The sequence below is a fragment of the Polyangium mundeleinium genome (assembly GCF_028369105.1).
Taxonomy (GTDB): domain Bacteria; phylum Myxococcota_A; class Polyangia; order Polyangiales; family Polyangiaceae; genus Polyangium; species Polyangium mundeleinium.
In genome coordinates this window covers 1,661,142-1,685,412 of record NZ_JAQNDO010000001.1, presented here as the reverse complement: position 1 = coordinate 1,685,412, position 24,271 = coordinate 1,661,142, and the positions used below count along the sequence as shown (strand labels likewise).

17 protein-coding genes are annotated in these 24,271 nt (G+C 69.7%); 8 read left to right on the top strand and 9 right to left on the bottom strand.

The window, feature by feature from the left end:
* Positions 1-37: 37 nt before the first annotated feature.
* Together glmS and POL67_RS06990 are read right to left on the bottom strand one after the other, a co-directional pair.
* On the bottom strand, positions 38-1,858 hold the full coding sequence (gene glmS / locus POL67_RS06995) for a glutamine--fructose-6-phosphate transaminase (isomerizing) (RefSeq protein ID WP_308789512.1): 1,821 nt from the start codon (positions 1,856-1,858) through the stop codon (positions 38-40).
* Between the two features lie 118 nt (positions 1,859-1,976).
* Positions 1,977-3,143: an MFS transporter gene (locus POL67_RS06990; RefSeq protein ID WP_271916301.1), complete on the bottom strand. Its 1,167-nt coding sequence runs from the start codon at positions 3,141-3,143 to the stop codon at positions 1,977-1,979.
* A gap of 164 nt (positions 3,144-3,307) precedes the next feature.
* On the opposite strand from POL67_RS06990, the gene POL67_RS06985 reads away from it, so the two are divergent.
* The 6 genes from POL67_RS06985 to POL67_RS06960 all read left to right on the top strand — a co-directional run bounded on the left by POL67_RS06985 (position 3,308) and on the right by POL67_RS06960 (position 11,461).
* Positions 3,308-3,655: a hypothetical protein gene (locus POL67_RS06985; protein WP_271916300.1), complete on the top strand. Its 348-nt coding sequence runs from the start codon at positions 3,308-3,310 to the stop codon at positions 3,653-3,655.
* Between the two features lie 73 nt (positions 3,656-3,728).
* A complete protein-coding gene (locus tag POL67_RS06980; RefSeq protein WP_271916299.1) occupies positions 3,729-4,859 on the top strand; it encodes an NHL repeat-containing protein in 1,131 nt (376 codons plus the stop codon).
* 168 nt (positions 4,860-5,027) lie between these two features.
* Positions 5,028-7,127, top strand: a complete 2,100-nt coding sequence (locus POL67_RS06975) for an esterase/lipase family protein (RefSeq protein ID WP_271916298.1) — start codon at positions 5,028-5,030, stop codon at positions 7,125-7,127.
* Positions 7,128-7,230: 103 nt separating this feature from the next.
* Positions 7,231-7,626: an MAPEG family protein gene (locus tag POL67_RS06970; RefSeq protein ID WP_271916297.1), complete on the top strand. Its 396-nt coding sequence runs from the start codon at positions 7,231-7,233 to the stop codon at positions 7,624-7,626.
* A gap of 42 nt (positions 7,627-7,668) precedes the next feature.
* The gene (locus POL67_RS06965; protein WP_271916296.1) at positions 7,669-9,552 is read left to right on the top strand and encodes a serine/threonine-protein kinase; all 1,884 of its coding nucleotides are present in this window, start codon (positions 7,669-7,671) and stop codon (positions 9,550-9,552) included.
* Between the two features lie 82 nt (positions 9,553-9,634).
* Positions 9,635-11,461 carry a putative bifunctional diguanylate cyclase/phosphodiesterase gene (locus POL67_RS06960; protein WP_271916294.1) on the top strand — a complete coding sequence of 609 codons (1,827 nt, stop codon included), beginning with the start codon at positions 9,635-9,637 and terminating at the stop codon, positions 11,459-11,461.
* Positions 11,462-11,467: 6 nt separating this feature from the next.
* Here POL67_RS06960 and POL67_RS06955 read toward each other — a convergent pair whose 3' ends face one another.
* The 6 genes from POL67_RS06955 to POL67_RS06930 all read right to left on the bottom strand — a co-directional run bounded on the left by POL67_RS06955 (position 11,468) and on the right by POL67_RS06930 (position 18,925).
* Positions 11,468-11,875 (bottom strand): hypothetical protein, encoded by a 408-nt coding sequence (locus tag POL67_RS06955; protein WP_271916293.1) that lies wholly within the window; start codon positions 11,873-11,875, stop codon positions 11,468-11,470.
* A 14-nt stretch (positions 11,876-11,889) separates the two neighbouring features.
* Positions 11,890-12,540 (bottom strand): DNA-3-methyladenine glycosylase family protein, encoded by a 651-nt coding sequence (locus POL67_RS06950; protein ID WP_271916292.1) that lies wholly within the window; start codon positions 12,538-12,540, stop codon positions 11,890-11,892.
* A 167-nt stretch (positions 12,541-12,707) separates the two neighbouring features.
* Positions 12,708-14,078, bottom strand: a complete 1,371-nt coding sequence (locus POL67_RS06945; RefSeq protein WP_271916291.1) for a hypothetical protein — start codon at positions 14,076-14,078, stop codon at positions 12,708-12,710.
* Positions 14,075-15,517 (bottom strand): hypothetical protein, encoded by a 1,443-nt coding sequence (locus POL67_RS06940; protein ID WP_271916290.1) that lies wholly within the window; start codon positions 15,515-15,517, stop codon positions 14,075-14,077. The genes POL67_RS06945 and POL67_RS06940 overlap by 4 nt, the downstream gene beginning before the upstream one ends.
* 121 nt (positions 15,518-15,638) lie before the next feature.
* On the bottom strand, positions 15,639-16,397 hold the full coding sequence (locus tag POL67_RS06935) for a hypothetical protein (protein ID WP_271916288.1): 759 nt from the start codon (positions 16,395-16,397) through the stop codon (positions 15,639-15,641).
* 44 nt (positions 16,398-16,441) lie between these two features.
* Complete coding sequence (locus POL67_RS06930; RefSeq protein ID WP_271916287.1) at positions 16,442-18,925, bottom strand: MMPL family transporter; 2,484 nt, start codon at positions 18,923-18,925, stop codon at positions 16,442-16,444.
* A 131-nt stretch (positions 18,926-19,056) separates the two neighbouring features.
* Between POL67_RS06930 and POL67_RS06925 the strand changes: the two genes are divergently transcribed.
* Entirely contained in the window at positions 19,057-21,060 is a 2,004-nt protein-coding gene (locus POL67_RS06925) for a vWA domain-containing protein (RefSeq protein WP_271916286.1), read from the top strand.
* A gap of 13 nt (positions 21,061-21,073) precedes the next feature.
* On the opposite strand, the gene POL67_RS06920 is transcribed toward POL67_RS06925, so the two are convergent.
* Positions 21,074-22,417 carry an alkaline phosphatase family protein gene (locus POL67_RS06920; RefSeq protein WP_271916285.1) on the bottom strand — a complete coding sequence of 448 codons (1,344 nt, stop codon included), beginning with the start codon at positions 22,415-22,417 and terminating at the stop codon, positions 21,074-21,076.
* Positions 22,418-22,648: 231 nt separating this feature from the next.
* Here POL67_RS06920 and POL67_RS06915 point away from each other — a divergent pair, with 231 nt between their 5' ends.
* A complete protein-coding gene (locus POL67_RS06915) occupies positions 22,649-24,262 on the top strand; it encodes a sigma 54-interacting transcriptional regulator (protein ID WP_271916284.1) in 1,614 nt (537 codons plus the stop codon).
* The last annotated feature ends 9 nt before the right edge of the window (positions 24,263-24,271 follow it).

Below are 24,271 nucleotides of genomic sequence, written 5' to 3'. Positions count from 1 at the left end.
CCGGGGGGCACCTCGCGACGGGGGTGCCCCCTCGTGTTCATTCGACGGTGACCGTCTTCGCGAGGTTGCGCGGCTGGTCGACGTCGTTGCCTTTCAGGTTCGCCACGAAATACGCAATGAGCTGGAGCGGCAGCACCGTGAGGAGCGGCATCACCTCGTCCGGCGCTTTCGGGATCCACACGATGTGCTGCGCGAGCTCCAGCATCGGCTCGTCGCCCTTCGTGGCAATGGCGATGACCTGACCCTCGCGGGCCCGGACCTCCTGCAGGTTCGAGAGCATCTTCTCGTATTGCGCGTCGCGCGGGCATACCGCGACGATCGGGAGCTGCTCGTCGATCAGCGCGATCGGGCCGTGCTTCATCTCGCCGGCCGCGTAGCCCTCGGCGTGCGCGTAGGAGATCTCTTTCAGCTTGAGCGCCCCTTCGAGCGCGATCGGGAAGCCAAGCCCGCGGCCGAGGAAGAGCACGTCCTTCGCGTGCACGAGCTTCTTCGCGATGGCGTGCACGTAATCGGCGTCGCCGAGGATCTCGCGCTGGTGGCTCGGGATCTCCCACAACGCCTGCAGCACCTTCTGCGCGCGCTCCTGCGGCAACGTGCTGCGCCGCCGGCCCATGTACACGGCGAGCAAGAGGAGCGCCGCGAGCTGTGTCGTGAAGCATTTCGTCGAGGCCACGCCGATCTCGGGGCCCGCGTGCGTGTAGAGCGCGCCGTCGGCCATCCGCGGGATCGCGCTGTCGAGCACGTTCGCCACCGCGAGGATCCGCGCGCCGCCCGCCTTCGCCGCCTTCACCGCCGCCAGCGTATCGGCCGTCTCGCCCGACTGGCTCACCGCGATCACCAGATCGTCCGGATAGAAGAGGGGCTCGCGGTAGCGCACCTCGCTCGCGAGCTCCACGACCGAGGGCACCTTCGCGAGCTGCTCCATCCAGTAACGACCGGCGATCGCCGCGTGGTGGCTCGTCCCGCAGGCCACGAAGTACACGCGCCGGATCGACTTCGCCACCTCCGGCGTCACGCCCATCTCGGCGGCGTACACGTCGCCCTCGGCGAGGTCGATCCGGCCGCGCAGGGTCGCCTCCACGACCTCCGGCTGCTCGTGGATCTCTTTGCGCATGAAATGCTTGTAGCCGCCACGCTCGGCCTGGACCGGGCTCCAGTCGATGTGCTTCGCCTTGCGCGTCACGACCTCGCCGCTGACGGTCTCGCAACGCACGCCCGAGGCGCGCAGCTCCGCCACGTCCCCGTCCTCCAGGAAGATCATCGAGCGCGTGTGCGCGAGCAGCGCCGGGATGTCGCTGCCGCAGAGCATCTCGCCCTCGCCGAGGCCCACGACGAGCGGCGAGCCGTGCCGCGCCACGACCACCACGTCCGGCTCCTCGCGCGACACCACGGCGATCGCGTACGCGCCCACGACGTGCCGGAGCGCCGCCTGCACCGCGGTGAAAAGCGGCTTCTTCCCGCGCGTCAGCTCCCGGTGGATGAGGTGCGCGACGATCTCCGTGTCCGTGTCCGAGAGGAACTTCACCCCGTCGGCTTCGAGCTCCTGCCGCACGGCCACGTGGTTCTCGATGATGCCGTTGTGCACGACGGCGACCGGGCCGGCCGAGTGCGGGTGCGCGTTCGCCTCGCTCGGGCGGCCGTGCGTCGCCCAGCGCGTGTGCCCGATGCCCGTCGAGCCCGCGAGGGGCCGCTTCTCCAGCGCATCCCCGAGTCGCGCGAGCTTGCCCAGCGTCCGCACGATCTCGATGGAATGGCCGTCATGGATGGCGACGCCGGCCGAGTCGTACCCCCGGTACTCGAGCTTCCGCAACCCGTCGACGATGATGGGGGCCGCATGCCGCGTCCCGACGTAACCCACGATCCCGCACATCGGATGCCTCGCTTCGGAGAGCGGCACGCCCGCCGCTGCCGAGGTGTAACCCGAGCCGTGGCGCCGAGCGAAAAAAGTTTGGCGTCGGGAGGCGCCTCGACGGACGTCAGGCAGCGGCCTCGTTCTGCCCTGCACGCGTGCGGCGCGCGAAGGCGATCGCGATGCCGCACGCGATCGCGGACATGAGCGCGGCGCCCCCGAACGCGACGGCCCCGCCCCCGCGGCGATAGACGTGGATCCAGCCGAGCATCCCGGTGACGGAGCCCGCCGAGACCGTGGCCACGAACACGCCCTGCGCCGTCCCGAGCAGGTGCTTCGGCGCACGATCTTTCACGTAAGCGAGAGCTGAGATCCACGCGAGCCCAAAGGCGATCCCGTGCAGCGGCTGGAGCACGAGGAGCGGCAAGAAGCCCGGGACGAACCCGATGAGGATCCAGCGGAGCGCCGCGACCCCGTACGCGACGGCGAGGAGCACGGGGGCACGGACGCGGGACGCGAGGGCGCCGGCGTTGGCCATGAGCACGACCTCGGCGAAGACGCCGACGGCCCAGGTCACGCCGAGGACCCGCGGCGAGGCGCCCCGCGCGAGCAGGTGGAGCGAGAAGCACTGGTCGTAACAGGCGAAAGCGACCTGGGCGAAGAACGCCGAGGCGAGAAAGAGGCGCACGTCGGCGCTCGCGAGCAGCGCTCGGATCTGCGCAGCCGAGGGTCTCGCGGGGACGGGCACGCGGGAAGGGAGCGCGAAGGTGACGCCGAGCGTGACGAGGAGGAGCGCGGCGATGGCGAGCGGGACTTGCACGGCGGAGGTCGGTTCGAGGCCGCCGGCGAGGACCGCGGCGACGAGAAACCCCATCGAGCCGAAGAGGCGCGTCGCGCCGTAGGGCACGTGCCCCTCGCGGGCCGCTTCGAGGGCCACGACGTCGGCCAGCATGGACATGGGGGAGCGGAAGAACCCGAAGACGACGACCGGCAAGAGCAACGCGGCGAAGCTCGCGCCCCCGCCGCCCGCGAGCGCCGCGACCCCGGCAAACCCAACGAACGCCCCGGCGCACGCGACACGCAGGAGGTGGCCACGCAGGCCGAGCGCGTCGGCCACGAGCCCGAACACCGGCGGGCCGATCACGCTCATCGCCGGAAACGTGGCCGTGAGCAGGCCGAAGGACACGCCCTCGATGCCACGCGCCGCGAGCCACGGCGGGAAAAACGGCAAATACACGCCGATCACCGCGAAGCTCGCGAGGTAGTAGAGGCGGAGCGCGACGACGCCGGGCACGAGGGGGCCGAACTGTGCGCGACCGCTCGGGCCGCCGCAACCGACGCGCTGCGCGGCAATGGCCGAGCACGGCCGAGCACCGGTGTTTCCCGCGATGGGGCCCCGGCAAACCCGGGGTACCGTCCTCCGCTCGCCAGCGCCAAGCAGTGGGAAGGAGGAAAGCGATGCACGACCACCCCACGCACGGCAGCCACGACCACCAGCACGGCGATGGCTGCGGGCACACGGCGATCCGGCACCAGGGGCACACCGATTATCTGCACGACGGACACCTGCACCACGCGCACGGCGATCACACGGACGAGCACGTCATTTCCGTAACCCAGGCGAACCGCGACGAATGCACGCCCTCGCACGCCTGCGGCGGGCACACGCAGGGCCACGCGCACGGCCCTGCGTGCGGACACGAGGGCGTCCCGCACGGGGATCACGTCGATTACCTCGTCGGCGGGCATCTGCATCACCCGCACGGCGGGCATTGCGACGATCACGGCAAGCTCGAGCTCGCCTGATCCGCTCGCGCGACAGTCGGCTTGCGGCCCGACCAGGCCGGCTGGTAGCCTCCCGCGGTTGGAGGTTCTTTTCATGAAATCGAAGGACGATCGGCAATCGATCGAGCGCCCGTTCGGGCGCGTGCTTCTCTCGTGCCTCGGCGTCGCGCTCGCCTCGCTCGCCGTGGCTTGCTCGGATGGCTCGAACAACAACCCGAGCGGCGCGGGCGGCGAGGGCGGCGACGGCGGCACCGGCGCGGCGGGCGGCATGGGCGGCGCGGGCGGCGACGGCGGAGACGGCGGCGACGCCCCGATCGTCTACCCCGCGGTGCCCGAAGAGGTCGCGAAGTTCAACCCTGCGCTCGGCGAGCTGCCGGAGGGCCTCGCGATCGACGGGACCACGGCGTACGTGGGTTACTCCGTGGCCCCCAAGGTCGTGAAGGTCGACCTCGAGACCGGCGCCGTGACCGATTACGGCGAGATTCCGGGGGAGATCGGGATCGCGTTCCCGCAGGGTGTCGCCCTCGACGCGCAGAAGAACGTTTATATCGCGGTGAAGAGCGAGGACCCGGGGAAGTTCATGCCGGGCATCTACAAGTTCCCCCCGGGCGGCGGCACGGCCACGCTCTGGAGCTCGCACCCTTCGATGAGCTTTCCGCGGCATATCGCGTTCCATTCCTCGGGATACGGCCTCATCTCCGTCCCGAACGCGGCGCGGATCTACGTCGTCTCGCCGAACGGGATCACCGATGATCCGGGCGTCGCGCAGCTCCTCTCGGGCGACCAGACGTCGGCCTGCGCGTACGGCGAGTTCCTTTCGTACGGCGTCACGAGCACGGCTATCTCCGGCAACACGTTCTTCGCGACGAACGCCGACCGCGCGTACATCTTCCAGGGCACGTTCGACGGCCAGACCAGCGAGCTCCTGCCGGACATGGTCTCGGGCCCGGACTGCGGGACGCTCGGCGGCGCCGAGAGCATCATCGAGGATCCCGCAAGCCTCAGCCTGATGCTCGCGGTCCGGCGCATCGACAAGATCACGCGCGTCGAGTTCACCGGCGGGATGCAGGTCCTCGCCGAGACCGGGCTTTACGAGCCCTCGGCCATTGCGATTGGCGAGACGAAGAAGGGGCGCCACCTCTACGTCACGAACTCGGCCCACACCACGTACAACAAGGGCGGCATCCCCGGCCTCGTGCGTATCCCCCTCAACAAGGCCAAGTAAAGCCGCCGTACATCTCGTCCGGCCATCTGCTGCACCGCAGCAATCTCCTCCCTTCTCCCCCATCGTAACCTCGATCTCTCGTCTGCGGTGCTTGTTGCACCGCCGCAGACGACGCTTGCCTTCCTGCCCCCGCGCGCCTACGCTCGATACGATTTCCGGAGGTTTGCCATGGCTTTGCGTGAGGTTTCCGTGGGCGTGCTTTTCTTGCTTCTGGCGGCGGCCTGCGGGCCGACCCCGGATCCCGAGGCGACGGGCGGCCAGGGGGGCCAGGGAGCCTCGGGCGGAAATGGGCCGGGCGGCGCAGGCGGGCAAGGCGGCGCGGGCGGGCAAGGCGGCAGCGTGCCGTATCCGCCCGCGGATGCGTTCGATCCGGCGTACGACGCCTATTTCGATCCGCCCGCGGCCGGCGAATACGTCGACGATTACCGCGTCGTCGGCGCGATCACCCCGCCGTCCTGGTCCTGGGGCAAGATCGAGCTCGTCGAGGGCCTCCAGCGCTACCGCACGGAGGGCTACAACGTCCGCACGCAGAAGCTCCGCTGGGAGGACACGTTCGAGGACGACACGTACAAGCTGAAGACGTATTTCGGCGCGCTCAACCAGGAGCTCGTCGACGGCTTCAACATCCATTACAAGGACGCGTGTGCCGGCGAGGTGGGGAAATCGGGCGCGCCGGCCTGCGGCAAGAAGGGGCCGATGCGGCCCGAGGCGCGGTTCGTCCTTTTGCACCACGGCCCGAAGACGGCGTCGCTCTCGTGCGACAAGACGAAGACGCCCGTGCTGCTCGTGCACGGCGCGATGCAAAACGGCAACGTCTGGCTCCTGCCCGGCGGCGACGACGGCGCGGGCAACGCGTACCCGGACACGGCGCAGAAGACGGGCTTCGTGCAATGGCTGGAGGAGCGCGGGCATTGCACGTACGCGCTCACGTTCGGCACGTTCCACGGCGACAACTTCAACCAGGCGACGAACCTGGCGAACGTGATCCGCCGCGTCTCCGCGCTCGTGGGTCAGCCCAAGGTCGACATCGTGGCCTGGAGCAAGGGCGTGCTCTCGGCGGACGTCTACCTCTCGAACGTTTCGAGCTGGAAGGATTGGGGATCCAAGCATTTCGAGCGCGTCGCCGCGGATTCCGCGAAGAACGTGCCCGCCTTCCGCAAGGACGTGCGCACGTACGTGGCGCTCTCGGGTCCGCACCTCGGCATCGACCTGAACTTCCGGCACCCGTTCAACAACCTGATCATCTACAGCACGCCCGACGCGGCGCCGATCGGCCAGGGCCCGGTGACCTGGGGCTGGATGAGCGCGGTGCAATGCGTGACGTTCGGGTATGCCGCCGGGCCGAACTCGATCTTCCCGAACCCGTACGCCTACTCGGCCTGCGAGAACCGCGGCGCGATGTGGCCCGACTACTTCAACCGTATCTACACCTCGAACATCACGGGCCTCGACGAGGCGGGCAAGCCCGTCTCCCAGGCGAGCCTGGAGGCGCTCAACGTGGGGGACGGCGCGAATGCGGCAACGTTCGATTTCGATCAGTACAACCACGCGATGTGGGGCTCGATCGACGAATCCGGCGCGTACGTCTCGGCCTACCTCGGGCAGCTTCAGACGGCGTACGACCTGCGCTCGTTTTATCCCCTGCCGAACCGGCAGGACGATCCAGCCTCGTACGATTGGTCCGAGCTCGACACGGACGAATCGAAGTGGCGCGACTGGGTGAGCATCTACAAGCTCGGCTACAACCCGGCCGGGCTTCCTGGGACCGGCGGATGGGTCGACGACGACGACGCGCACATCACCTGCCGCGCCGCCTCCTACGATCCCGCGACCTCACCCTGCAAGGCGAAGCACGTCTCGTACGACACGAAGCACGCCGAGGACTACTCGTTCGGATACGCGACGTACACGCTCATGGACGGCATCGGCATCGCGGCGGTCATGGAAATGGGCGGCAACTTCATCGAGCGGTTGAAGGGCCACGGGCTGAGCCCCGACCTCGAATCCCTCTACGTGGTGCACGGCCAGAAGCCCGGCGCGCCCGGCACGATCTTCGAGATCGACGGCATGGAGTGCCCGACCTGCGATCCGAAGGGCGACGGCGTGCTCTTCGACGTCAGCATCGCCGCGCGGGATCAGCTCACGCAGGGCTGGCCGGCGGACGCGAAGGCGTCACGCTCGAAGCAAGAAGGCGTCGCGTTCGGGCACCTCGAGGTCGGCGTCGCGCCGGCCGTTTGGGAGAAGATCGAGGCCGCCTTCAGCCAGTGATCACGACCCACGCCGCGCGGGCCGCGTGGGGCTTCCCCCCGGGGTCCGCGCCGCGGTAGAACGAGCCTCCGGCCGAACGAGCGCCGGGGAGCCTGTACTTCTCATGTCCAAAGACCTCGCCCTGCCCGCATTGACGACGATCGCCGCGCTCGTGGCGTATTTCGTGTTCATGCTCAACGTCGGCCGCGCCCGCAAGAAATTCAACGTTCCGGCGCCCCAGACCTCCGGGAACCCCGATTTCGAGCGCGTCCTGCGGGTGCAGCAGAACACGGTCGAACAGATCACTCCGTTCTTCGCGGCCCTGTGGCTCTGCGCCTTGTTCACGAGCGCGAAGCTCGCCGCGGGGCTCGGCGCCGTCTGGGTCCTCGGTCGGATCCTCTACGCGTGGGGCTACTACCAAGCCGCGGAGAAACGTGGGGCTGGTTTCGGGATCGCGATGCTCGGTTACATGGGCCTGCTCATCGGATCGATCTACGGCGTGATCACCAACCTCCTGTGATAGGCTCCGGGGCCACCGCGTCGAGGAGGGCCGGAACGTTCGATGTTGCTTGCGCCGGGGACCGTGATCGCGGGTCGATACCGCATGGAGCGGCCGCTCGCGTCCGGGGGCATGGGCTCGGTGTGGGTCGGGCGGCACGTCACGCTCCAGACCGACGTCGCGATCAAGTTCATCTCGAACGAGTCGGCCGCGTCCCAGGCCGCGCGCGCGCGCTTCGAGCGTGAGGCCCGCTCGGCGGCGCACCTCCGCCACCCGAACGTCGTCGCGGTCCAGGACTACGGCATCGAGGACGAGACGCCCTACCTCGTGATGGAGCTCCTGCGCGGCGAGAGCTTGGAGGAGCGCATCCTCGCGCGGGGCCGGCTCTCGCTCGAAGCGCTCGGGCCGATCGTGCAGCAGATGAGCCGGGGCCTGCGCAAGGCGCACGAGGCCGGCGTCATCCACCGCGATCTCAAGCCCGGCAACGTGTTCCTCGCGCGGGACGACGACGACGAGGTCGAGGTCGTGAAGATCCTCGACTTCGGCATCGCCAAGGAGACGGACATGTCCCTCGGCGAGGCCACGAAGACGAGCGAGCTCATGGGCTCGCCGCATTACATGAGCCCCGAGCAGCTCCGGAGCTCGAAGAAGACCGACGTGCGCAGCGATCTCTGGTCCGTCGGCGTCGTGCTCTACCGCGCGCTCACGGGCAAGATCCCCTTCCCCGGCGACACGCTCGCCGAGGTGATGGTGCAGGTCTTTTCCGCGCGCCTGTCACCGGCGACGTCGCTCGCGCCGGAGCTGCCGCCCGCGATCGACGCGTTCTTCCAGCGCGCGCTCGCGCGGAACCCGGACGATCGGTTCCAGTCGATGCGCGAGCTCGCGGAGGCGTTCCAGTCGGTCGCGAGCGGCCGCGGCATGCCGGCGGCGGTCGCGGCCCCGAGCCCGCCGGACGCCCCGCGTGGCTCGCTCCCGAGCCTCAGCGCGGTCGCGACGCCGTTGCCCGTCGCTCCGCCGATGGGCGGGGTGCCTCCGGCGCCGTCGTCCTCGCCGGGCATGCCGGCGCCGCCGTTCGCAGCCGCAGCACCGTCGTCCTCGCCGGGCATGCCGGCGCCGCCGTTCGTGCCTCCCGCGCCGCCCTCCTCGCGAGGTTTGTCGGCGCCGCAAGCCTTCGGCCCCACGACGACACCACCCGCCGTCGCGCCGCCCATCACGCCGCCCGTGTCCACGGTTGGTCCGGACGCACCTCTGCCGCTCGTGCCGGGAGGCCCCACCGCGCCGCCCGTCTCGATCCCGACGTTTGCGGACGCCTCGGCCGCGCCGCTCAGCGCCCCGTCCCCGCAGCCGCCCACGGCCACGCCCTTCCCAGCGCCGCCGGGTGTCTCCGCGCCCGAGCGCGAGGCCCCGGACCCGCTCGACCCGCGTGCGTCCCGACGAACCCGGCAGGTTCAGGCGGCCGTGATCGGCGTGATCGGCGTGGGACTCCTGCTCGCGATCGTGCTCATCGCGTCGCGCCGCTCGCCCGATCCCGAAGTCGCCACGACTCCGCCCGAGACGACATCATCCGATTCGATGGGCGTGGCCACGGCGGCGGGCACGGCGCTCACGCCGGACGAGATGGCGGCGGCAGTTCCGGACGAAACGCCGATCGAAATCCTCGCGGACGAGGCCGTCCCCGCGCCGAGCGCCACACAAACCGCGCGCCCCTCGGGCTGGACCTGGAAGGCGATCCCGAAAGGCCACGGGCGGCTCCTGATCCGCGCCAAGGGAGGCTCCTGCAAGGTCACCGTCAATGGCGTGTACTACGGTGTGACGCCCATCGACGTGGTGGTGGAAGCTGGAAAGCAACGCGTCTTCTGCCGCATGCCCACGGGCTCCACTCGATCCAAGGAGCTACGCGCGCCCGAGTTCAAGGTGACCAAGGTCGAGTTCGAAGTGAAGCAATGACGTCAGCCCCGGGCGGCCGGCCACGCTCGGAATTTGCGGGCGACGAAACGCTCGGCTTTCGCTATAGGTAGTATTGGCCAACGTGACGAGCTCAGATACGAAAGACGATCTGCCCGAGGAGATCGAGGCAGACCTCGAAGAGGACGACGAGGAGGAGCGCCGCGACACGCGCGAGTGGCGTACCCGCTCGTGGCTGCCGAAGGCGCCGCTCTTCGGGCTCGACGCGAGCCTGTCGGAGCTCGGCGTGGCGATCCTGGAAGCCGACGCCGAGGGCCGCCTCGTGCGCATGAACGCGACCGCGGAGCGGCTGACGGGCGAGAACTTCGAAGAGAAGCGCGGCGCGCCGATCGACGAGATCTTCCGCGTGAGGCCCGTCTCGCCCCCCACGCCGTTCCCCTCCGAGGGCCCGACGAGCGGCCAGCTCCCCACGGGCCTGCTCGGGCACACGGCCCTCCTGGAGCGGAAAGACGGGCAGATCGTGGCGATCCGCCACGCGACGGGCATCGCCGGCACGGGTGAGGGCGCGCCCGAGCGCGCGGGCAAACTCGTGGTGTTCCGCGACGCGAACGTCGAGCAGCTCCTCTCGCTCCAGATCGCGCGGCAAGCGCGCTACGACGCGCTGACGGGCCTCTTGAACCGGCACGCCTTCGCGGAGCGCATCGAGCACGCGCTCGCGCAGAGCCGCGAACGCGGGGTGCGGCACGCGATCGTGTACTTCGACCTCGACCGGTTCCGGCTGGTCAACACGACATGTGGCCACGACGCGGGCGACGATCTGCTCCAGTGGGTGGCGACGCGCCTGCACGAGATCATGGGGCCACAGGACGCGGCGGGCCGGATCGGCGGCGACGAGTTTGTCGTGCTGCTCCACGGCCGCGACACGCTCGAAGCCGAGCAGGTCGTGCGCAAGCTCCAGCGGACGCTGCACGAGTTCCGCTTCGGCTGGCAGAAGAAGACGTTCCCGGTCGAGGCGAGCATGGGCCTCGTGCCGTTCGGCGCCGAGTTCCACCGCGCGGCCGAGGTGCTCGGCGCCGCGGATCAAGCCTGCCGGCTGGCGAAGGACAGCGGCCGCGGGCGCCTGCAGATCTACATGAACGACGACCAGGACATGGCGCGGAGCCGGCGCGCCATGCAGTGGGTCGCGAGCATTCAGCGGCACCTCGCGGACGGCCGCTTGCGCCTCTTCGCGCAGGAGATCCACGCGCTGCCGCCGACGAAGCGGCGGGGCCTGCATTTCGAGGTCCTCGTGCGTGTGGTCGGCGACGAGGGCCAGCTCGAGTCGCCGGTCGGGATCATCCAGGCGGCCGAGGACAGCCGCATGATGGACGAGATCGACCGGTACGTCGTGCAGAGGACGCTGGCGACGCTCGGCGCGCTGCCGAAGGAGCACCTGAAGAACCTGCACACGTGCGCGATCAACCTCTCGGCGCTCTCGCTCCTGCGCGAGGGGCTGCTCGATTTCCTCGTCGAGCAGCTCGGCAAGTACAAGGTGCCGGCGACGAAGATTTGCTTCGAGATCACGGAGACGGCGGCGTTCGCGAACCTGCAGGAAGTGCTCTGGATGATGCAGGAGCTCGGGGCGATGGGCTGCCGCTTCGCGATCGACGATTTCGGCAGCGGGCACGCGTCCTACGGGTACCTGGAGAGCCTGCCGGTCGATTACGTGAAAATCGACGGCATGTTCGTGCGGAGCATGCTGGACAGCCCGCTCCACCGGGCGATCGTGGAGAGCGTGCAGCGCATCGGCGGGATGCTGGGGATCGAGACGGTGGCCGAATCGGTCGAGACGCAGCCGATGGCGGACATGCTCTCGAACATGGGCATTCATTATGCCCAGGGCTGGCTCTACGGAAAGCCGAAGCCCATCGGCGACGTGCTGGCGACGCTGGTGCTGCCGAATGGGAAATAGCCGACCTCAACGGCAGTCTCCATCGATCGAGATCGTCTCTCCCGTGCCCAGGCTACACTTGACCTCGTAGTTGCAATCGACGCCCGTGTACCTGCACGAGGACGCGAGATAATTGTCCTGGCAATACGAGTCGTTGCACCGGATCCCCGGCTCGGCGGGCGGCTCCTCGGGCGGAGCGCCGCTCCCGCTCGACCAGGGTTCGCAGGCGAGCTTCCCGCCCACGCACGAGCATTCCCAGCCCCATTCGATGAAGTTGAGCTTGCACGTCTCGCCGGGCTGACACCCCACGTCCTGCCCGCAGCGCTTGGTCGCCCCTGCGAGCGAGCCGCCCTCGTCGCCGCAAGCCACGAACAGGAGCAGGCCGGCCGTCATGGCCATGAGGGCCCGCAAAGGAATCTTCGTAAGAAAAGCCATGGTTCGTCTCGCTTTCATTTCTTGGTTTCGTGAAGCCTCCAGAGGTACCAGCAAGCAATCGATCGATACGGCCTCCAGGGACGCGCGAGCTTGACCATTCGCTCGGGCGTCGGATCCTTCCGGAGGCCGTGGAGCTTCTTCATGCCCTTCTGAATGCCGAGATCCGCGACGGGGAGCACGTCGGGCCGGCCGAGGCGGAAGATCAAGAACATCTCCGCGGTCCAGCGCCCGATGCCTTTGACGCGCCGGAGCCGCTCGATCACGACCTCGTCGTCGAGCGCGGGCAGCTCGTCGAGCACGAGCGTGCCGTCGAGGAGTTTTTCGCAAAGGTCCCGGATGAACTTGACCTTGGACCCCGACAAACCGCAGGTCCGGAGCGCTTGTTCCTCCACGCGGAGGAGCTCGGCGGGCGGGAGCAGCTTTCCTCCCCCGATCGCGAGGACACGCGCGAAGATGGTATCGGAGGCCTTCACGGAGAGCTGCTGGCTGACGATCGACTCGACGATGGCCTCGAAATACCCGGGCGTATGAAACGGCCCGCTCGTCTGGGCGGCAGCGCCGAGGCGGCAAGGGCCGACGGTCTGGATGAGGTCGGCGAGGCGGGGATCGGCGGCCGAGAGGAAACGGAGGGCCTCGGCGTGGGGATGGGGGGCGGTCGCGGTCATGGAGCGGTCATCTTACCCAAGAAGATGTCGGTTGTCGTGACGGCGGTGAGCGACAAACCGCCGAGGTCGGCGGGGGCGTTCAAAGCTCCAGCATGTCCGCATGCTTCACGAGAAACACGTTCGTGCCAGGGAGCGGCACGATCTCGCCCTGGGAAAACTTCGAGGCTTTACTTCCCCCGCCTCCGAAAACTCGCTCCCAGATCCCACCCGTCCCCGCCACGGGCAAGCACGAGCTCCGGCGTCAATCCTCCCACCACCCGCAGTTCCCCGAGCACACCCACCCGCAAGCTATGCGTCAATGCCCGCGCCGACGCATTCGGCGCGAGCTTCGGCGGCTTCATCGCGAGGTCTTTCGCCCGCGCCGGGTCGTCCGCGGTCGCCAGCGATAACAAGGCCCCGAGCGGGCCCGGCTGCGAGGGTCGCACGATGTCGATCGAAAGCGTCACCTGCCCCCGCGCCCGGCGCCGGCTGAGCTCCACGCGCGGGATCGTCGAGACCGTCACCTCGTGCCCCGGCCGCGACAAGATCGGCGCGAGCGTCCGCGCCACCTCGACGAGGTGCGCAGAGGCTTCGTCCACCAAAAGCTCCGCCGGCGGCCCACCCCAGCCCGGATCCCCATTGGCGGGCGGGAGCGGTCCGAGTCCGAGGTGCGACAAACGCTCCGGCGGAACCGCGTCCACGAGCCGCTGCGCGACCGAAGGCGCCCCATAGCTGCCGGCCTGCGGGCCCATTTGCAAGACGATCCACGCAGCGCGGCCGAGGTCGAAACGAACGGCGCCTTTTCGCTCGCCGTGCAGGCCGAGCCCGAGCCAGCCCACGTCGTCCCGCTCCGCTTCGAATCGTCGCAACGACGTCGCCAGGTCGTCCGCGCGCGCGACCTCGATCCCGTCGAGGAACGCCGCGCCCCGCGCCGAGAAAGGATTTTTCGAAAGGACGAGCCCGCGCTCGCCACATTCCGCGCGGAACGCGCCTGTCCCGTCCGGCGCGCTCGGATCGAATTTCTGCGGCACCACGGAGACAAGCGGCGAGGCGAGCGCGCGGGCGAGCTTGTGCGGGTCGGTCGTGCCAAACACCATCGCCAGCGGATCCTTCGGGTAAGGCGTGGGGGTCGGGACGTCCGCGAGGAGCCCCGCCGCGCCTCGACCGCGGGCGCGCTCGATCGAGAAGATCACGTCCGCCGCGCCGAGCGTCACCTTGCGCGCCGTGCGCAGGCCCTCGCGCAGCCGCACGACCGTGCCGAGCGCCTCCCTCGAAGGGAGCGATTGCGCGAGCGCCGGGGCCGGGTGGCCCGCGGCGTCGAGGGTGTAGAGCGGATCGGCGATCGCCGCGCCGAAGAGCGCCGCGGTCGGGTCGCGCAGGTCGTGGGGATCGATCGCGCGCGTGGGCCAGGGCAGGTGGAGCGAGAACCGGCCGCCGTGCGGGGTGCGGCCAAGCGCCGCGGCGGAAGGCGTCGCGGCCGCGAGCGCGGTCGCCACGGAGGCGCCGAGGAACGTGCGCCTGGACAAACGATTGTCCCCGCCGAACATTTCGCCGCTCATCGGACCACCCAGATCTCGTCCGCGGTCGCGACCACGAACGGCGCGCGCCCCGGGCCGTCCGGAGGACACACCGCGAGCGCGCGCACGCCCGCCGCGGCCGGCAGCCGCAGGATCTCGCGCGGCCTCCCCGCCTCCCCCGCCGCCGCGCGCGCCCACGTGCGCACGATGACCGCATCCTCGAGCGCATTCGCCACGTCGAGCCCGCTCAGGATCTCGGGATCGCCGTCCTGATCGAGATCCCCCACCGCGAGCTGCGCGCCCGCGCCGGTGATTGTCTCGACGTGCCCTGCGTCGTCACGCACCTCGACCGTGCCACGATCGTTCCGCGCCGCGAGCACGGTGAAACGCTGCCCCTGCGACGTCACGAGCGAGGCCGCGGCGAGCACGTCGAAGTTGCCGGCGATCGCCGGCGCGATCACCGTTTCTCCCGACCAACAAGGCACGAGCGGGCCCGTGAGCCACCCCGACGTGATGCGCGCGCAGCCACTCGCCTCGCCCGAGGAGACGGGCAAACCCGCGACCGGCGCGACGACGACGAGCTCGGCGTCGAGGCGCAACGCCTTCGCGCGATCCGTCACGCCGACGTCGACGAACCACGCGACACCGTCCGCTTCGTCCCTTCGTTCGACGAGGCCCGCGAGGCCGATCGGCTCGCGCAGCGGAGACGGGTGCAGCGGCGAGAGATCCGACCAGGAGCGCGAGCGCAGCGGCAACACCTTGCCCTCACGCAGCCGCAGGGTCGTCACGCGGCGACGGCTCGTGCTCAGGATCTCCAGGGCGCCGTCGCCGTCGATGTCGCCACACGCGAGGGCCACGACGTCGGACTCGAAGTTCTGGCCCCGCGTGACGTTCGCCTTCGCGAGCGGCACCGATTCGAGGAAGCTACGAATCTCGGCGTCGAGCGGCACCTCGGCAAACGCGTGCGCGAAGGGGGCCGGCTCGGGATCACGAATGCGCGCCCATACGGTGCGCGGGACAGGAAACACATCGGCCGTGACGCGGAGCTTTCCGCTGCGGATCTCGACGAGGAGGTGCACGAACGAGCGCTCGCCGCGCGCTGCCACGCGCGCGTCCGCGAGCGGGAGCGGGGTCGGATGCGTGGTGCTGCCCGCGCCGAGGCGACCCGCGAGGAGCGAGGCGATCCGGGCCGTGAGCTCGGCCCCGCGCGGCGCCGGCGTGTCGGAGACGAGCGGCGCGGCGATCGCGCGCGCAGGAAGGAAGGACAAGGGCGCGAGATCCGCAGCGAGGCTCTCGACCACACGAGCGACCGAGGCGCGCGGCAGGCGCGGCGCGGCGGGCGAAGGCGGAGGGTTCGTCGGGGCGGGGTTTGCCGGCGGCGAGTTCGTCCCGGCCGACGCGGACGGCGCCGTGGGCTTGTTCGGCTGAGCGGCGCTGTTTCGCGGGACGAACAGGACGAGGGCGATCGCCGAGACAAACATGCCACGCGCGAGCCTCCCGCGCGTGTGTTCCCCGCGCTCACGCGGACGTGTCCCCTCGGTGCGTAGCGGCAGGGCGGCCACGCGATCAGAATAGGCGACGGGGAGGCGCGTGGCTATGGGATCAACGCGACCGCTCGGTCGAGGGCGCGGCGTCTTCCTCCTCGGGCAAACCCGCGAGCCTGCGCGCCGTCGGACGGATCCCCTCGGCGAGCGCGGCGTGCCCCGCGAGCGCATAAAGGCCGCAGGCCGCCTCGGTGACGCCCTGGTACGTGGAGAGCCACTGGGCCATCGCCAGGTTCTTCGTGCTTTGCGAAAGGACGGCCTCGCGTTTCTCGCGGTCGACGTCCGCGAGCGCGCGCCGGAGGTCCGCGATGGCGAACCCGAGGTCCTCGGCGACGGCGAGCGGCGCGATGGCGAGGCTTCGGATCTTCGGCGGCTCGACGAGCGGTCGATCCCGAAGGAGGCGCTCGATGGCGCTCGCCACGCGGAGGAGGACCTCGGGGTCGTCGGGGATCTGCGAGGGAATGCCGTACGCTGCGGCGACGGGCACGCCGTACGTGCTCGCGAGCGTGGTGCGGAGCGAGAGGAGCAGGGCCTTCAAGACCTCGAGGCGCTCCTCGGCGAGTGCGCGGGGGGCGTCGTCGTCCGCGAGCTCGCGCGTGTGTGCGAGGTCGGCCGCGAACATCGCCTCGGTCGAGCGCGCGAGCAGGTCGCGTAGTGCGTGGAGGAATCCGCCGACGGTGACGTCGCGGGGCGGGCCCTCCGGAAACAGCGCGGCTTCAAGCTCCTTGGCGATATCGGGGGTGTGCTCGTTCAAGGAGGCGAGCACGGTGCGGCTGATGGAGACGCGATCCGCGATGAGCTTGGAGGGTTGCGACATGGGAAGGACCATGGATACCGCCCCACGGGCAGCCTGAGAAGACCTCACGCCTTCCAGAGCCGAAGCCCCGCGGGCACGACGACGAGCGCGACCACGAGCCCCGCCACGCTGCCGAGCGCGCCCACGAGGCCGAGATCCCGAAGGCCGTCGAAGCGGCATAACGCGAGCGCCGCGAAGCCCGTGGCCGTCGTGAGCGCCGTGGCCGCGACGGGAGGGCCCTCGTCACGCAAGGTCTCGCGAATCACATCGTGCTCCACGTCGGGGGCGCCGGCCTGCCCTCCTGGCTGGCCTGGGCCCCCGATCCCCCCGTCGACTTGGCGGGCTCGATAAAGCAGAAACATGCCCTCGTCGACGGTGATGCCGAGCAGCACGGGCAAGACGAGCGCGTCGTAGGCATGCAGCGGGATGCCGAGGATCCGCACGAGCAAGAGCACGGCCGCGATCTCGCAGAGGACGACGACCGCCGCGATCACCACGTCCCGCGCCCGCCGGAGCGACATCGCGAGCGCGGCCACCACGAGCACCGCGGCGACGCCCGCGATCTTCGGCAGGTCTTGCGCGAGGCTCTGCCGGAGCACGACTTCGAGCCGCGCATACCCCGTCAGCATCGCCCGCGGATCGGTCCGCCGGAGCGCCTCCTCGACCCGCGCCGTCGCGCCGGGCACCTCGCGAGGTCGCACGTAGAGCGCCACGAGATGCTCACCCTCGTCCATGCCGAGGTAACGCGACAGGAGGATCGACGCCGTGCCTTTGCGGAGATCCTCGATCTGCACGAGGTCACGCGCGGGCGCGCGCATCGCGTCGAGCGCGCCGGAGAAACGTGCCGGGGCAAACCCCGTCTCGACGAGCGCCTTTTCGAGCTCGTTCGCCTTCGCCGGGAGGTCTTGCGCGTCCCGCGCCGCCAAACGCGCTTCCTGCGTCTCCTTCGCCGGCGCGAGCGCCGTGAGCGCGTCGACCGCCTCGACGTCGTCCTTCATGCCGGAGAGCGTCTCCGCGAGCCGATCCCCTCGCACCCGCGCAGGCTCGAGGTCCCGATCGGCGACGAGCACGACCCATTGCCCGCGTTTGCCGCCGAACGCGTCGAACACCGCCTGCTGCACCTTCAGCGGTTCGAGCTCCTTCGGCCGCACGGCCACGATCGACTCCGACAAACCCGGGGCCGCGCCGAGAAACACCGCGACCACGGGCAGGAGCGCGACGAGGGCGAGGAGCGCCGCGCGCCTGCGCGTGCCCGAGAGCCAGGCGAACGCGTCGGTCCAGCGCACGGGCGCAGGCGGTGGCGGGGGCTTTCGTTCGAGCAGCGCGCCGACCTCCGGCGTGACGAGGACGATCGCCACTGCCGTGAGGAGCTCGCCCGCGGCGCAAAGGAGGCCGAGCTGCTGCATGGCCTCGATGCTCGAAAACGCGAGCGCGCCAAACGCCGCGGCCGCCGTCCCCGCCGCGAAGAGCACGCCGCGCGCCGTCTTCGCCCGCGCAGCGCGCGCGGCCTCGCGGGGTGCGAGCCCCGCCCGCCGCGCCTCGAGCAGCGCCGCGTAAACGTGAACGCCCGTGTCGACGCCCACGCCCACGACGACAGACATGAACGCGACCGCGATCCCCGACAAACCACGCGGGAGCGCCGCGGCCACCGCCGCGGTCCACACCGTCCCGAGCAGGAGCGGCGGCATCACGGCGACGAGCGCACGCACGCGCCGGAAGATCAACGCGAAGACGAGCGACGCGAGCACCATGGCGAGGGTGCTGGAGATCGAGAGGTCCCGCGTCAGCATGGACTCGGTCGCCGCCGCAATGGCATGCCCCCCCGTGAGGCCAAGCCGCATCTCGGGGTGCGCCAAGCGATGCGGCGCGAGGACGGCCTCGGTGTCCGAGACGAAGCGCCGCGCGTCCTCGCCACGCAAAGCCTGTCCACGCGGCTCGACGAGCACGAGGTGGGCCTTGCCGTCGTCGGTGGCGAACGCCCCGTCCGGCTGCGTGCGCACGCCGGCGCCGATGTCCGCGCCCTCGTAGATGAGCTGCCCGAGCCGGAGCGGGTCGGCCGCGAGCATCTCGGCCGCGGCGCCGCTGCCCGGCGCGAGGAGCATGGCTCGGCTCTCCGCGAGCCGCGCGCGCATGCCTTCGGGCGTGAGCGCGCCACGGAGACGCTCCATCGCCCGAGGATCCGCGTGGCGGAATGCGAGCATCGGATCGAGGGCGCGTGAGGTGTCGATGCGATCGGCGGCGCGGGCCACGCTCGGGCGTTTTCCGAGCTCGGTCGCGATGTCGGCCGCGACGCGCGTGTTCGTCTCTGGATCCGGCCCTTCGACGAGCACCACGGCGAGGTCGCCGCCGCCGAAGCCTCGCACGTACCGCCGCAGCGCCGCGGCCTCGCCCTGATCCGGCAGGAGCGACGCTACGTTCGGGTCGAGCCGGAGCCGGAACGTGACCGCGAGGAGCGCGAGCAACGTCATCCCGACGAGGGCGAGCGTGACGGCGCGCCTCGGCCCTTTCTTCTCGGGTGCCGCGCGGGCCGCCGACTCGGGAGCAGACATCGGCGCTTCGATACGCCGGGCGCCCTCGCCCGGCAAGCCGTACGTACGCCGGGGCAAGAACGATCCGCTTGGTGAAGAATTCAAAAAAATCGGGAACGCAGCGGCCTTGTGGATGTCGAGGGTCCATCGCCATGCGGACCTCTTTCGTTTCGTACACGCGCGCCGCTGCCGCCCTCGCTTCGATTCTCCTCTCTGCGAACGCCGCGTCGGCCGACGACGTGCAGGCTCTGCGATCGGACAAACTCGTGGAGAAAGCCCACGTGATCGACCTCCGCATCGGCCACGGGCACGCCGACCTCGTCGTGCGGCGCACGGTGCACAATGGCGGTCCGCGCCACGATCAGGCGACGTTTTACATCGACCTGCCGACCGGGGCCGTGGCCGTCGGGCTGCGCACGCTGGCGACGCTGGACGGCAAGCCCCACTGGTACGACGGCGAATTGCTGGAAGCAGAAAAAGCCGCGGCGCGGTACCGCGAGCTGACGGGGATCGGCGGGTATTATCCGAAAGATCCGGCCTTGCTCTCGTGGCGGAGCCAGAGCCTGCTCGCGCTGCAGGTCTTCCCCTGCCCGCCCGGCGAGGACAAGACGATCGAATACACGCTGCGGCTGCCGACGCAATATCGCGACGGCCGCCATCACCTCGATCTCTCGGCCATGGGCACGGAAAAGCTGCCCGCCGCGGCCACAGTGTCGCCGATGATCGCGGGCGAGGCGCTCTTCGTCGGCGATACACGTCAAAAAGCGCCGGCCCAGATCAGCTTGAAGGACGCGGTGGACCTGTCGGTCGCGCCCGCGAGCGAAAAACCCCTCGAAGGCGCGCTCGCTTCGGTTTCGTTCGGCAAGCAGAAGAATGTCGTCCGGTTTCACATCGACGCGGCGCCCGCGCTCTCCCGCGTGCCCCGCGGCGCGCACGTCGTGGTGCTGATCGACGCGTCCCGATCGCTCGAACAAGAGCAGATCGAGGCGGAGGTCGCCATGGCGCGGGCGTATCTCTCCCATTTCACGGACGCCCGCGCGGCCGTGCTCCTGTTCGACCGCGCGGTGCACGTCCCGAAACACGGGTTCGTCTCGGCACGCAACGCGCTCGCCGGGCTCGACGGTGCACAGGTCGTCCGGCGAAACGGGAGCCACATCGACGAGGCCCTCGCCCGCGCGGACGCGCTGCTCGCGGCGCTGCCGGAGGGCACGCCGAAGCGGATCCTGGCCTTGACGGACGCGCGCACGCGGCGGGAGCTCACGCCGGAGCGGCTGCGGGGGCAACTCTCGAAGAGCGGCGCGCTGCTGCACGTTGGCGTGGTGGGGAGCGCGTTTTCAACCACGCTCGAGCGCGACGACACGCACGCCTGGGCGACGCTGACGCGGCCCACGGGCGGGCTCGTCTGGCAGGCGTCGATCGATAAGGACGACCCGGGCGAGGAGCCGCGCGACGTGTACGAGGAGCTCGCGCGGCCCAAGCGGATCGACCATTTCGAGGTGCACGCGCAGGGCCTCGCCCGGGAGGATATCGAGGCGCCCGAGGAGCTGACGGAGGGCGCGTCGTTCGAGGATTTGCGTTTGTCGGAGAAGCAGGTTCCGTTCGTGGAGGTGACGGGCGAGTTATGGGCGACGCCCGTGCGCCGGGTGCTCGTCGCGGACGAGGCCGAGAATCGAAGGTGGGCGGGGCTCGTGTTCGGTTCGCACCTGCTCCATTCGATCGACGAGGCGGACATGATGACGCTCGCGATGATGGGGCGGGCCGTGTCGCCGGTGACGAGTTACCTCGCGATCGAGCCGGGCGTGCGGCCTTCGACGGAAGGGCTCGAGCATTCCACGGGCAGCGGCCAGGGTTTCGGGTCCGGTTTTGGCCGGCTCTCCGGCGCGCACCGCGCGAAGCCGGTCCGGCTCGCGACATTCGACAAGCAGGCGTTCCTGAAGAGCGAGCTCGAGCGCGGGCTCTCCGCGTGCGGCGGTGCGGGGAAAACGGCGAAGGTCGGGCTCGAATCGACGCTCCAGGAGCTCGTCTCGGTGCGGGCGACGATCGACGGGGAAAAGGCGGAGTCGAAGCTCGTCTCGTGCCTGGAAGAGGCGGCGTGGGAGATCGTGCTGCCGACGGCGTTCGATTCGGCCTGGCAGGGTTTTACGATCGCCCTCTGATCAGCCTACCGTTTCATTGCAGCTCGGCGTTCCACATCGCCTGCCAGAGCTCGGGATAGGCGCTCGCGACGCGCGCCGGGGCGTGGTCGCAGAGCGCGCGCGCCGCGAGGTCGAAGGCCTGCGCGCCGTTGGTGACGGGCGTGAGGGAGCGCTTGCATTTGGGGCCAGGTCGCTCGGGCGGGCTCGGCGGGACAGGCAACGACGACCGCGCCGCGCCGCGGTTCAAGACCGCGGAGACGCTGCCGATCCCCTGCGCGGCCCTGTGCGTGACGGCCTCGGAATACGCGCCGTCGCCGAACTTCTCGGCGAGGAGCTGCAGGATCGAGGTGTGATCGAGCAGGCCGCTGTGGACCGTGCCCGGCTCGACGAGCGGCGAGACGACGATCGCGGGGACACGCACGCCCGCCGTCGCGAATTTTCCATCGTGAATCGACGGGGGCGGGACGTGATCGTACAAGCCGCCGTGCGAGGCATACGTGACGATGAAGAGCGTGCGGCCGAAGCGCTTGGGGTTCGATGTGAGCGCCTGGTAGACCTGGAGCAGGAATCGCTCGCCAGGCGCCATGGGCAAGGGCGGGCGGTTGTCGTTCGGCGGACGACCGAGGTGGAAAGGCGCGTCGAAATACGAGGGCTCGATGTAAATGACCTGGGGGAACGTGGCGTCGGGCTCGTTGCGAACGTCGTCCGCGAGCCGCGCGGCAGGGCGGAACCGGTCGCTCGTGACCTCGCCGTGCATCCAGGGGCCGAGGGTGAAAAAGGACAAACCGTCGTGGTACACACGATATCGGACGCCGCGCTGCTTCATCCAGTCGAAGACCGTATCGTGCAGGGGCAGGAGCCGGGGCGTGGTGTCCGCAAGGAGCGAATAGCCGCACGTTGCCATGAGCCGGTTCGGCGCCACACCGGTGGGGAGTGGAGCGAACCAGCGATCACAGATGGCATAACTCTTCGCCAGGAAATTCGTGACGGGCGCGCCCGAGGACCGCAGGAAGCCCATCGGCAAGGACCGCGACGCGCGGTGCGAAGAGAGCGCATACGCGCGCACGAAGCCATCCATACACCGCTTGCCGGAGGACGCCCTGCGGCCGAGGGAGATCTGGACGGACTGGCTATCCTCCGGCAGCTCCCCGGGCATTGCGCCGTCGCGGATCTCCTGGGGCTGGTGAATACGCCCCTCGCAGGTGTTCTCATACCGCGCGTCGAGGAGCTTCCCGTCGATCGGCGTGCCCACGAGCCCGTCGAGTCGGCCCTCGTAAGGCCCGCCGTCGAGGCTCAGGTGACCGAGAACGTGATCAAACGACCTGCTCTGCATCATCAAGACAACAAGGGTGTCGATGTCCCCCAGTTTGTCGGGCACGGTTGACCTCCAACGGGCTGCGCGTCGAAATGACGAACAAGATTGCACGCGGCATGCCAGCAAAAGATCGTGGACTCGTGAGCTTGACCAGGGGCTCGACACACCGCGGGCACCCCCTGCCGATCCGGGCCCAGGCCGGACGTATCGCTGACGTGTCGGCTGACGTGTCAGTCGACATGTCAGACGCGCACAGGCTTGTCGGGCATCCCCTTTTCATGGTATCAATGGTACGTGTCCTCACAAGACGCGGAGCTCTCGACGCTCGATGGGCTCAGCCCGCCGACACACGCAGACGACCCCGAGGCGGGGTTCGGGAGCACGCATGTCCCCACGTTGACGATTGTCTGGCACCCGACGCTGGAGCGCGTCGGCGATCGAGCACTCTTGCCGCTGCGGCCGGACGGCAGCGGTGTCCTTGTATCGCGGCTCGAGCCCGACTTCTCGCGCCCGGGTTCGAGCAAGCGCGAGCCGCTCGCCGACGCACACGTGAGCCGCACACCCATTCGCCTGCTCTGGCTCGAAAACAAATGCATTCGTATCGAGAAGCAAGGCAGTCCCACCCGGGTCGTCGTGAACGGAGCGCCGCTCGAAAGCTGTCGCGATTTCTCGGCGAATGATTTGCAGGCTGGGATCGTGCTGGAGCTTGCGAACCGTGTCGTGCTCCTCTTACACCTCGACGAGGTGCGCCAGGAGTCGGAGGATACCCTCGGCCTCGTGGGTGCGAGCCTGGCAATCGAGCGGGTGCGCCGCGAGATCCGGCAGCTCGCGAGCCTCGACGTGCCCGTGTTGGTACGCGGAGAGACCGGCACGGGTAAAGAGCTCGTCGCGCGTGCCCTGCATGACACCGGAACGCGAAGGAATCGGCCTTTCGTGCCCGTGAACATGGGCGCCATCCCACCCACGCTCGCCGCCTCGGCGCTGTTCGGGGCCGACAAGGGCGCCTTCACGGGCGCGGTTCGCAGCCACGGGTACTTCGGAAGCGCAGCAAACGGGACGCTGTTTCTCGACGAAGTGGGCGAGATGCCGCTCGATGTGCAGGCGAACTTGCTCCGGGCCCTCGATGACGGGGGGGAGGTCCAGACGCTCGGGGCCTCGCACATGCGGGAGACGCTGGCCCGGATCGTCGCCGCGACCGACGCCGATCTCGAAGCCAAGGTGCAATCAGGGGCCTTCCGCGCGCCGCTTCTGCACCGACTGGCGAGTTACGAGCTCGTGATTCCGCCCCTGCGCCAGCGACGCGACGATATCGGGAGGCTCTTCGTGCATTTTCTGTACGCCGAGCTCGACCGCTTCGGAAAGGCGGACCGGATCGCGGCGAACAAGGTGTGGTTGCCCGCGTCGTTCTTGGCGGCGCTCGTCCGTCACGACTGGCCCGGAAACGTGCGGCAGCTCCGCAATGTCGTCCGTCAGCTCGTCCTGGGCAGCCACGACGCCGGCCCGCTGGATCCAGGACCCGCGCTTGCGGCGCTGCTCGCGACGCCGCCGCCACCCGCGGTTGGCGGCGGCGTGAGCCTCGGAGGCGATGGAGGGGCCCCGGCGACAAAGGCGCCCATTTCGCCGCGCCGCAGCCGCAAGCCGAGCGACGTGACCGAGGAGGAGCTGCTCGAAGCGCTGCGCGCGTGCAACTTCGACATGAAGGCCACGGCCGAACGGCTGAGAATCCCGCGAAGCTCGATTTACAATCTGGTCGAGCAACACAAGGTGCGGCGCGCGAGCGACCTCGATAAGGAGGAGATCCTGCGCTGCTCGCGGGAATGCGACGGGAACGTCGAGTTGATGGCGAGGAACCTCGGGGTGTCGAAGGTGGCGCTGCAGCGGCGGATGCGCGAGCTCAAGATCGGCTGATCGCCCGAT

Coding starts and splice junctions, on each gene's coding strand:
- POL67_RS06985 (WP_271916300.1), top strand. CDS start 3,308: ATGCACGACCACCCCACGCACGGCAGCCACGACCACCAGCACGGCGAT.
- POL67_RS06980 (WP_271916299.1), top strand. CDS start 3,729: ATGAAATCGAAGGACGATCGGCAATCGATCGAGCGCCCGTTCGGGCGC.
- POL67_RS06975 (WP_271916298.1), top strand. CDS start 5,028: ATGGCTTTGCGTGAGGTTTCCGTGGGCGTGCTTTTCTTGCTTCTGGCG.
- POL67_RS06970 (WP_271916297.1), top strand. CDS start 7,231: ATGTCCAAAGACCTCGCCCTGCCCGCATTGACGACGATCGCCGCGCTC.
- POL67_RS06965 (WP_271916296.1), top strand. CDS start 7,669: ATGTTGCTTGCGCCGGGGACCGTGATCGCGGGTCGATACCGCATGGAG.
- POL67_RS06955 (WP_271916293.1), bottom strand. CDS start 11,875: ATGGCTTTTCTTACGAAGATTCCTTTGCGGGCCCTCATGGCCATGACG.
- POL67_RS06950 (WP_271916292.1), bottom strand. CDS start 12,540: ATGACCGCGACCGCCCCCCATCCCCACGCCGAGGCCCTCCGTTTCCTC.
- POL67_RS06945 (WP_271916291.1), bottom strand. CDS start 14,078: ATGAGCGGCGAAATGTTCGGCGGGGACAATCGTTTGTCCAGGCGCACG.
- POL67_RS06940 (WP_271916290.1), bottom strand. CDS start 15,517: ATGTTTGTCTCGGCGATCGCCCTCGTCCTGTTCGTCCCGCGAAACAGC.
- POL67_RS06935 (WP_271916288.1), bottom strand. CDS start 16,397: ATGTCGCAACCCTCCAAGCTCATCGCGGATCGCGTCTCCATCAGCCGC.
- POL67_RS06930 (WP_271916287.1), bottom strand. CDS start 18,925: ATGTCTGCTCCCGAGTCGGCGGCCCGCGCGGCACCCGAGAAGAAAGGG.
- POL67_RS06925 (WP_271916286.1), top strand. CDS start 19,057: ATGCGGACCTCTTTCGTTTCGTACACGCGCGCCGCTGCCGCCCTCGCT.